This is a genomic window from Mesorhizobium sp. M0491 (assembly GCF_040321265.1).
Lineage (GTDB): Bacteria > Pseudomonadota > Alphaproteobacteria > Rhizobiales > Rhizobiaceae > Mesorhizobium.
Map to the genome: position 1 here is coordinate 48519 of NZ_JAMYRE010000009.1, position 9027 is coordinate 57545.

Annotated in this window: 10 protein-coding genes and 1 pseudogene; 5 read left to right on the forward strand and 6 right to left on the reverse strand. The window is 62.7% G+C overall.

Annotation, left to right across the window (positions count from 1 at the left end; translation table 11 throughout):
• Positions 1 to 67: 67 nt before the first annotated feature.
• Positions 68 to 1573, forward strand: a complete 1506-nt coding sequence (locus NKI69_RS13445) for a winged helix-turn-helix domain-containing tetratricopeptide repeat protein (RefSeq protein ID WP_352721617.1) — start codon at positions 68 to 70, stop codon at positions 1571 to 1573.
• A 55-nt stretch (positions 1574 to 1628) separates the two neighbouring features.
• On the opposite strand, the gene NKI69_RS13450 is transcribed toward NKI69_RS13445, so the two are convergent.
• The gene (locus tag NKI69_RS13450) at positions 1629 to 2327 is read right to left on the reverse strand and encodes a CGNR zinc finger domain-containing protein (RefSeq protein WP_032908926.1); all 699 of its coding nucleotides are present in this window, start codon (positions 2325 to 2327) and stop codon (positions 1629 to 1631) included.
• Positions 2328 to 2436: 109 nt separating this feature from the next.
• Between NKI69_RS13450 and NKI69_RS13455 the strand changes: the two genes are divergently transcribed.
• Complete coding sequence (locus NKI69_RS13455) at positions 2437 to 3345, forward strand: alpha/beta fold hydrolase (protein ID WP_352610444.1); 909 nt, start codon at positions 2437 to 2439, stop codon at positions 3343 to 3345.
• A 10-nt stretch (positions 3346 to 3355) separates the two neighbouring features.
• Here the strand turns inward: NKI69_RS13455 and NKI69_RS13460 are convergent, their stop codons facing one another.
• Together NKI69_RS13460 and NKI69_RS13465 are read right to left on the reverse strand one after the other, a co-directional pair.
• Positions 3356 to 4282 (reverse strand): DMT family transporter, encoded by a 927-nt coding sequence (locus NKI69_RS13460; protein ID WP_352721619.1) that lies wholly within the window; start codon positions 4280 to 4282, stop codon positions 3356 to 3358.
• A 109-nt stretch (positions 4283 to 4391) separates the two neighbouring features.
• A pseudogene (locus NKI69_RS13465) lies at positions 4392 to 5370 on the reverse strand (quinone oxidoreductase family protein).
• 97 nt (positions 5371 to 5467) lie between these two features.
• On the opposite strand from NKI69_RS13465, the gene NKI69_RS13470 reads away from it, so the two are divergent.
• Together NKI69_RS13470 and NKI69_RS13475 are read left to right on the forward strand one after the other, a co-directional pair.
• Positions 5468 to 5872: a winged helix-turn-helix transcriptional regulator gene (locus tag NKI69_RS13470; RefSeq protein WP_352721621.1), complete on the forward strand. Its 405-nt coding sequence runs from the start codon at positions 5468 to 5470 to the stop codon at positions 5870 to 5872.
• A gap of 158 nt (positions 5873 to 6030) precedes the next feature.
• Positions 6031 to 6753, forward strand: a complete 723-nt coding sequence (locus NKI69_RS13475) for an MBL fold metallo-hydrolase (RefSeq protein WP_352721728.1) — start codon at positions 6031 to 6033, stop codon at positions 6751 to 6753.
• A 63-nt stretch (positions 6754 to 6816) separates the two neighbouring features.
• On the opposite strand, the gene NKI69_RS13480 is transcribed toward NKI69_RS13475, so the two are convergent.
• Positions 6817 to 7422 (reverse strand): NADPH-dependent FMN reductase, encoded by a 606-nt coding sequence (locus tag NKI69_RS13480; RefSeq protein WP_023809763.1) that lies wholly within the window; start codon positions 7420 to 7422, stop codon positions 6817 to 6819.
• An 89-nt stretch (positions 7423 to 7511) separates the two neighbouring features.
• On the opposite strand from NKI69_RS13480, the gene NKI69_RS13485 reads away from it, so the two are divergent.
• Positions 7512 to 7880 (forward strand): winged helix-turn-helix transcriptional regulator, encoded by a 369-nt coding sequence (locus NKI69_RS13485; RefSeq protein ID WP_164892913.1) that lies wholly within the window; start codon positions 7512 to 7514, stop codon positions 7878 to 7880.
• A gap of 150 nt (positions 7881 to 8030) precedes the next feature.
• Here the strand turns inward: NKI69_RS13485 and NKI69_RS13490 are convergent, their stop codons facing one another.
• The gene (locus tag NKI69_RS13490) at positions 8031 to 8234 is read right to left on the reverse strand and encodes a hypothetical protein (protein ID WP_081734779.1); all 204 of its coding nucleotides are present in this window, start codon (positions 8232 to 8234) and stop codon (positions 8031 to 8033) included.
• A gap of 116 nt (positions 8235 to 8350) precedes the next feature.
• The gene (locus NKI69_RS13495; RefSeq protein ID WP_013530049.1) at positions 8351 to 8746 is read right to left on the reverse strand and encodes an acyl-CoA thioesterase; all 396 of its coding nucleotides are present in this window, start codon (positions 8744 to 8746) and stop codon (positions 8351 to 8353) included.
• Positions 8747 to 9027: the final 281 nt, after the last annotated feature.

The window sequence follows — 9027 nt, forward strand, 5'->3', positions numbered from 1 at the left end:
GTTTTGACGCAATTCCGAACAGAAAACCGCTTCACACTTTTCCTGGAATTGCTCTATAGATGCGCCTATGGGATCGCGTTTTGCCTTTGGTCCGTTCGTGCTTGATCCGGGTGCGGGAACGCTGCTTCGGAACGACGTCCCCGTTGCCGTTGGCTATCGCGGGCTGAGCCTGCTTGCAGCACTCGTCGGGCGGCCCGGTGAAATCTTGGGAAAGGCCGAGTTGATGGACGCTGCATGGCCGGGCACGGCCGTGGAGGAAGGCAACCTCACCGTCCAGATCGCGCAGTTGCGCAAGCTGCTTGGTCCTGTCGGCGAGAACGGCGAATGGATATCCACCGTTCCGCGCGTCGGCTACCGTTTCACGGGGGCCGTCGAACAGCTCGGCCAGGCCAAGCGAAAACCCTTGCCGCTGCCCGACAAACCATCGATAGCCGTGCTGCCCTTCGTCAATTTCAGCAACGATCCCGAGCAGGATTCCTTCGTGGACGGGTTGACTGAAGACCTGATCACCGACCTGTCCAGGATCTCCGGCCTGTTCGTCATCGCCCGCAACTCAACCTTTGCCTACAAGGGAAAAGCGATGGACGTGCGCGAGATCGCCGGGGACCTTGGCGTGCGCTACCTGCTGGAAGGCAGCGCAAGACGCGCCGCGGGGCGCGTGCGCATCAACGCACAGTTGGTTGTTGCGGTGAGCGGCGATCATCTGTGGGCGGAACGCTTCGATCGCGGCCTGGACGACATCTTTGCCGTTCAGGACGAGGTGACGGCCAAGATCGTGGAGGCATTGCTTGGCCGTCTGCGCACGCTGCCGCCGCGCAACCGGCCCAGCAATCTCGAGGCTTACGATCTCTGCGTGCGGGCGCGCAAGCTGATCGACGACTCGCCGCAGATGGCGCAGGAAGCGCATCTGATGCTGACGCGCGCGGTGTCGCTCGATCCCGGATACGCCGAGCCCTATCGCTGGCTTGCCATGAACCACTGGATGGGACAGGTGCATTGGGGCGGACCAACCGAAGCTGCCCGCAGCGTTGCCTTGGAGCTGGCGCGCAAGGCTGTGGCGATCGATCCCAACGATGCTGGCTGTCGCTGGATCCTGGCCTACCTGCTTGCCTATGAGCGCAGCTTCGCCGAGGCGGATGCCGAATTCGCCAAGGCGATCGAGCTCGACCCGAACGAGGCCGACACCTGGGCGGCATTGTCCGACATCGCGGTCCTGGCCGGCCGGGTCGAAGAGGGTCTCGAGCACATCCGCAAGGCGTTCCGGCTGAACCCGTTTCCGGCGAGCTGGTACTATCTGACGCTCGGCCAGGCGCAATATGCGGCGCGCGACTATCAAGCCGCTATCGAGACGTTGCGCCGTGACGAGACCTATCGCACAAGCTCACGCCGTTTCCTGGCGGCAAGCCTGGCGCAACTCGGCCGGCTGGACGAGGCGCGCGCGGAGGCCGAGCTGTTTCTCGTCGGCAACCCGCATTTCACAACCCATCACTGGGCGACGACCGAGCCATTCCGCGACGCCGCTACGCTCGAGCATTTCGTCGATGGTTTTCGCAAGGCCGGTCTTCCGGAGTGACGCGCCGGCATCCGGCCTGCCCGCAGCAAAGGCGAAGTGGTGCGCTAACCCGGATCTAGGCATGGGCATGATCTCGGTGGCGCGAGACCTTCTCGCGGTTACCGCAGGTGCGCATGCTGCACCAGCGCCGCTTGCCGCCTCGCGACGTATCGAGGAAAAGCCAGCCACAGCGAGGGCAGGAATGCAGCCTGTCGCGCGGCAGGGTGAAGAACGCTTCGATGGACAGCATGGCCAGCAAGGCGGTGACGGCATCCGGGTCCCGCCACCGGGCAAGGGCAAGCTTCGGTCTGGTGCGATCCAGCTCGATAGAGCCGGCGGCAAGCGAGCTTGCCGTGCGCGAGAATAACACGCCTAGAGCAATTCCAGGAAAAGTGTGAAGCGGTTTTCCGTCCGGGATTGCGTCAAAACAAAGAGTTAGAGCAGCTCGCCGTTTCCGTGAAACGGTGAAATGATCTAGCGGTTCGACCGCGGACGGTTTGCCGGCGGCGATTGACTCGAAAACCTGAAATGACGCCTCCCGCACTTCGCGGACCCGTTCCACGAACCGCCCATCCGCTATCTCGGCGACGGCCTGCGCCTGGCGATCGTCGGCAAGCCCTGAGGCGTTGAACCAGTTCGCAACATCCCGGACGGACTTAAACAGTTCATTATCAGCTGCTGGCACCCGCCGGTCGAACACGGCGTTCGACAGGTCCAAAGCGGGATGCCCGCCTATGAAGTGATCCGGCACCCATTCGGTGTGTGCATGGCTCACGGAACATAACCTCATTACTTGCATTATACGGTTACAAGATGAATCACTATCACACCGATATACGGTGTCAAAGCCACCCCAGATCGGCGCGAGAGCCTGGAGAGAGAGGATGTGCAGCAATCGTTACAAGACCCGCCACCAGACCATCAATGTCGACGGCCTCGACATCTTCTATCGTCATGCCGGCGACCCGGGCAGGCCGGCAATCCTGCTGCTGCACGGGTATCCGACTTCGTCGCACGTCTATCGAAATGTCATCGAACCGCTGGCGGAGACAGCCTATGTGGTGGCGCCGGATCTGCCCGGTTTCGGCTTTTCGTCCGCCCCTTCCATCGATGCCTATGACTACACGTTCGAGAACCTGGCCAACACGATAGAAGCCTTCATCGAGGCCCTCGGCCTCCAGCGATTCTTCCTCTACATCACTGACTTCGGCACGCCCGTCGGCTATCATCTCGCCACACGGCGGCCGGATCGCATCCTCGGCCTGATCGCGCAGGACAGCAACGCTCATGACGAGGGGCTGGGACCGGAATGGGACGCGCCGAAGGCGTTCTTCGCCGAACCGACTGAAGAAAACCGCGCCAAACTGCCGGACTGGATGAATTTCGAGGGGACCCGGAACCAATATATCGGCGGTCTCCCCGAGCGTCTGAAGGTGTTGTTTCCGCCCGAGGGTTGGTATCTCGATACGGAGCGTCTGGCGAGGCCCGGCAACACCGACATTCAGTTCGAACTCTTCACCGATTATGGCTCGCACATCGCCCGCTTCCCGGCCATCCAGGCCTATCTCCGCGACCAACAGCCAGCATGCCTCGTGCTGTGGGGACGGCACGACGCCTTCTTCGCGCTGGACGAGATCATGGCCTACAGCCGCGACCTCGACGCAGTCGAAATCCATGTCTTTGAGAGCGGACACATGCTTCTCGAAACGCATCATCGCCAATGCGCGGCTCTCATCGCTCACTTCATCCACGAGGTGGAGACTGGGGTATTTCGCGAACCTGCCGGGCGCTGAACGTCGGCGCTCAAACCGCCACTTCGATGGGCTCGGCAAGCCTGGGATTGGCCCGCGCGGCGATCAGGCAGCCGGCGACGATCAGGCACGCTCCGGTCAAGGTGGTCCAGGTCGCCTCCTCGCCGAAGAAGAACCAGCCGAGCGCGACCGCCCAGATAAAGGCCGAGTATTCCGTCGGGATCAGATATTGCGCTTCGGCGCGGGCGTAGGACCAGCTCATCAGGAACTGCCCGGCAAGCGACAGCACCGTCACCCCGGCCAAAGGAAGCCAAAGATTGCTCGGTAGGGCGACGGCAAGCCAGGGTGCTGCGAGGCCGAGGAGGATGGCAACGCAAAGGTTCTGGAACAGCATGATCTCGATGGGCTTGGCCAACTGCGCCTGTTGCCGGGCGAGGATCAGATTGTAGCCGTAGAACACCGTCGACACGAGCACCGCTGCCGTGCCGAGCATGGCATCTTGCGAATAGTCTGCCTTCCCGAACTGGCCGGCCATGATGATGGCGACACCGGCAATGCCGGCCAAAGATGCCCAGACAGCCTGGCGCCGGATCCGTTCGCCCAGCAGCAGCGCGGCGAGAAACAGGGCAAACAAGGGCGCCACGAAACTGAGCCCGATCGCCTCCGCGAGCGGCAGCCTGGCCAAGCCCCAGAAGAAGGATATCAGGACGATGCCGACAATCGCGGCACGCAGCGCATGCAGCCTCAGCACCGGAACGGTTGGCTTTAGGCGCGGTCCCGCCAACCAGGCCGCGCCCGCGACCACGGTCGCGACCATGCTGCGCCACAGCAAGGTGTTGTAGACGCCGACCGCGATGACCAGGATCTTCATCGCCGCATCCATCCCGGACAGCAGGAAGATCGCAAGCGCGCAAACGAGCACCGGGATCATCGGGGAAACGGCGCCGGTCAGGCTGGATGTCTTCACGGCTTCACTCATGTGACGGATTGCAGCCGGATATATCAGGCCACAGGGCGCGACCAGATGGCAGTCCCGTCGATGTAGCAGTCCAACCCCGATTGGCGTCGTGTTCGCGGCTACCGCCATATCAGGGTATCAGTACCACCTTCCCGGTCGACCGGCGCTCATCCAGCAACCGGTGCGCTTCGCCGGCCTGGTCGAGCGGGAATCTGCCGCCGATCGTGACCTGCAGCCGGCCGCTTGCCGCCATTTGGAACAGTTCGGACAGGCTGGCTTTCAGCACATCGTCAGACAGCAGCGGCAGCAGCGCGAAACCTGAGTGACTGGTTGCGGCCGATCAACTGCTCCAGATCGGAGGCAGCGAGGCCAAAGCGCCCGAGCGCAGCAAACACCAGTTCGCCGCCAGGCGCCAGAGCCTCAAGTGAGGCAGCGGTCAGCGCACCGCCGACTGTGTCGTAGATGACGTTGGCGCCCTCCCCGCCGGTGAGGTCGCGGACGCGAGCGGGCCAGTCCGGCTTGGTATAGTCGACTGCGGCATCGGCGCCGAGCGACAAGGCGAAATCCAGCTTTGCCTTGCCGCCGGCGGCTGCGATCACCTGGCGTGCGCCCTTCAGCCTGGCCAGTTGGACAAGCAGCGTTCCCACACCGCCCGATGCGGCCGGCACCAGCACCGCCTTGTCATCGGGCGGGCTTTGCCGAAGCAGATGAAGGGCCGTCAGCCCCTGCACCGTCAGCGCCGTGGCAGCCTCGAACGGCAGCGCATCCGGCAGCGGCACGACGAGATCGGCTGACATCGTCACCTGCTCCGCATAGCCGCTGTGGGGACGCTGCGACATGAACAAAGTCGCGGCCACGCGGCGACCCAGCAATTGTGCATCCACGCCTTGCCCGACGGCCTCGACGACACCCGCCGCCTCGACGCCCGGGATCATCGGCAGTTGCGGCGTCACCGCGTAGCGGTTCGCGCGCATCAGCACTTCGAAGAAGTTGATCCCGGCGGCATGGACACGAATCAGCACCTCACCGGCCTGCGGCACCGGGGTCGGCAGATCGACCACCTCCAGCATCTCGGGACCGCCGAAGCGGCTGAGTTGAATGGCTTTCATGGCAAACTCCGATAGCACTGGCATCGGCAGCGGTTTGCCACTATCTGCGGAGCCTCGACTACACACTCATTTGTCCCCTGCTGACCAGGAGGTGACCATGCCAGATCCCAAGAGAATGCCGATCAAAAGACTGCCGATGCTGCCGGCGGAACGGGCGCTGAAAGTGATCGCGGGTCGCTGGAAGGCGGTTATCCTCTACCATCTCTTCGATGGTCCCCGGCGCCTGTCGGCGCTCAAGACGCTGATGCCGGGCATCACCCAGAAAGTGCTGATCCAGCAGCTGCGCGAAATGGAAGAGCACGGCCTGGTCAGCCGTGAAATCTTCGCCGAAGTGCCATCGCGCGTCGAATATTCGGCGACGCGCCTCGGCCTCAGCCTCGAGCCGATCCTGCTGGCGCTCTGCCAATGGGGCCAGCATCATGCCGACGAGTTGAACGAGGCGGACCGCCTCGCCGACTGCATCATCCGGCCACGGCAGGCGACGCACGCCCACATGGCATAAATCGAATTTGACGGGTGAGTTGCCGACGCGGGCTGCCAGACCGTCGATTTGTCCACAGAACGGATCGGAAAATGCACCGCATAGCTTCGGGCGACCTTTATCAGACCTACGATCTTGGTGACTTGCGCATCACCTCCTTGCGCGATGGCTATGTCGACATGCCGATCGGACGGCTTCGGCAACGCGGCGACAAGCCATTTGGCGATGAATTGCCGCAACAAGTCGCGTTGGTTGGTGGTCAACTCAGGCTTTCCGTCAATGCCTTCGCGATTGACGATGGAAACGGGATCATCTTGATCGATACCGGCGCCTCGAACGCCTGGCATCCCACCATGGGCCGACTTCCCGAGGCGCTGGACGAAGCTGGCATCGATGCAGGACGAGTCCGTACCGTCTGCTTCACCCACACGCATCTCGACCACATCCATGGTCTTGTGCTTGCCGACGGCCGCGACGCTTTCCCGCGCCTGGCGCGCTTGCTCGTTCCCGGGGAAGAACTCGGCTTTTTTCGCGCCGAAGCGCGGCTCGAACGATTTCACGGCACGGCGGAACCCTTCGAAGCCGGAGACCGTATTGGGACACATGTCGACATTGTCGGCGCTCATGGCCATGAAGCGGGACACAGCTGCTTTCGTGTTTCTGCCGGCGGCGAACGCATTTTGATCTGGGGCGACACCGTTCACGTCCCATCGCTTCAGTTCGATCGACCTGAGGTGACATGGGAATTCGACGCCGATCAGGACCAGGCGCGCGAAAGCCGGTTGCGGTTGCTGGCGCTTGCAGCCGACGATCATTGTTTCGTCGCCGGCGCGCATCTGGATTCGCCCGGTGTCGGCCGCGTCGTCCGATCCGGCGCCAGCTTTCAATTCGAGCCGCTATAATTGAAAAAGGGCGGCGCAAGACGCCGCCCCCCGGATCCTTGGGAGGATAATTCGAATTGGCGGTCAGGCCGCCTTGACTTCCTCGGCAACGGCGTCGGCCTGACGCGCCGCCTTGAGCACCTTGGCCCACCACGCAACATCGTTGACCAGCGCGGTGGCGGCCTGGTTCAGATGCTCGAGGTCTTCCAGCTTCTTCTCGCCCTGGCGGACGGCGAGGAAATCGCCCCAGGCGATATGGACGGCCGACTTGACCGGCGCCATCTGCAATTCGACGGCATACAGTCTAAGCTGTTCGACGGCACGCGAGCCGCCGACGCTGCCATAACCGACGAAGCCGGCCGGCTTCTTGTTCCATTCATTGGCGGCGTAGTCGATGGCGTTCTTCAGCACGGCCGTCGGGCCATGATTGTATTCGGCGGCGGTGAAGATGAAGCCGTCGAATTCGGCGACCTTCTTCTGCCAGCGCTGCGCCACTTCGTTCTGCGACGGCGCCCAGGCGGAGGATGCGACCTCGTCGAAGAACGGCAGCGGGAAGTCGCGCAGGTCGACGATCTCGACATCGATGTCGGCGTGCGACTTGGCGATCTTGGCGATCCACTGGGTTGGCACATCGGCGAAACGAGCGGCGCGCGTCGATCCGACGACGATGGCAATTTTGGGTTTGGACATAAGGGCTCTCCTTGCACGAAGTACTGGTATCATTTGGATACCTGCGCTATATGAGATACTGCAAACGCGATGCACAAGAAGGCACTTTTTTGTTACCGAGGCACCCACACCGCTCCGAAGACTGCCGCGCCATCTCGGAAATCCTGCAGCGCGTCGGCGACAAATGGACTGTTCTGGTCGTCGGCAAGCTGGGCGACGGACCGATGCGTTTCAATGAATTGCGCGCCGCCGTCGGCGGCATCTCGCAGAAAATGCTGACCACCACCTTGCGCGGCCTGGAGCGTGACGGCTTCGTCACCCGCACCGTGTTTCCAACCATTCCGCCGCGCGTCGATTATGAGCTGACCGAGCTCGGCCACGAGCTGCTGATCCCCGTCAGCGCACTGAGCGAATGGGCGCGCGCGAACACCATGCGCGTCAAGGCGGCGCGCGAAAAATTCGACGTCACGCACGCCTGAAACCCTTGCGCCGCAAGGGATTCAGCCCCGCACGCAACATCCGGCTTGCCTGATCGGAAGTTCTATCTCGGCTGCGCGGGTCGTTGCCCGAATGCACGGGCCGTTTTGGCTGGTGGATTGCCGCTCATGCAGTCCCCTGACGGCTGCCGCTCAGGCTCCTGATGTGCGGACATCGCATCGCGCGGCGGCACAGGTATCACACCGTGCGCCCTGCTCGCCGGGAGCCTGTTCCCCATGCGTGCAGGCACTGCGCGAGATATCTTCCTTCACCTCCGCGTAAGCGGTCACGCCGAGCAGGCATGTCGTCGCGACCAGGGCTGCCACGAGCCAACCGTTCAGCAGATGTTGACGCATTGTCTCTCCTCCGATTGCAGCAGGATCAGGCTTGGAGGCAACCATCGGATGTCGCGAAACGGGTCTCCAGGCGGGGCACTGTTACAAATGACCAAGCGTGGGAAAAACGGCTCGCGTCAGCCTTCGGCAGGAACCGCTTTCGGCTTGCCCTCGCCATCCAGCGCCACCATGACGAAATCGGCATGGGTGACCTTTTCCATCAGGTCGGAGAGGTAGCGCTGCGCCCAGGCCTCGACCTTGAGCGTCATCGAGGTGCGGCCGACGCGTTCGACATGGGTGTAGATGCACAGCGTGTCGCCGATCTTCATCGGCTTGGCGAAGGACATCTCTTTCACCGCAGCCGTCACCACGCGGCCCTTGGCGCGCTCGGCGGCACGGATGCCGCAGGCGAGGTCCATCTGCGCCATCACCCAGCCGCCGAAAATGTCGCCGGCCGCATTGGCATCCGAAGGCATGGCCAGGGTGCGCAGCGTCAGATCGCCAAGCGGCCGTCCTTCAGCGTAGTGCACCATGCGAGAAATCCTTCGAGACCGGCTGCCCTCGATCCCGTATCGTCACGGCGCCTGAAGGTCAACGCGCCACGGCATGGCCACGAGACTCCGAACTGACAAAAGACCTGCGACAGCCGGGTCGCGGTGTCGGCAGCTTTTTTGCCGGTAGCTTTTCACAATAGGAATTTTTTCTTGACTCAGTGACCTCAGCTATGGTACATTTTTGCCTATGGTGCTGATTTGCGCCAGTGACCCGCCGCACAGGCGGGTTTTTCGTTTGATGCAACCGTCAGCCAACGCCC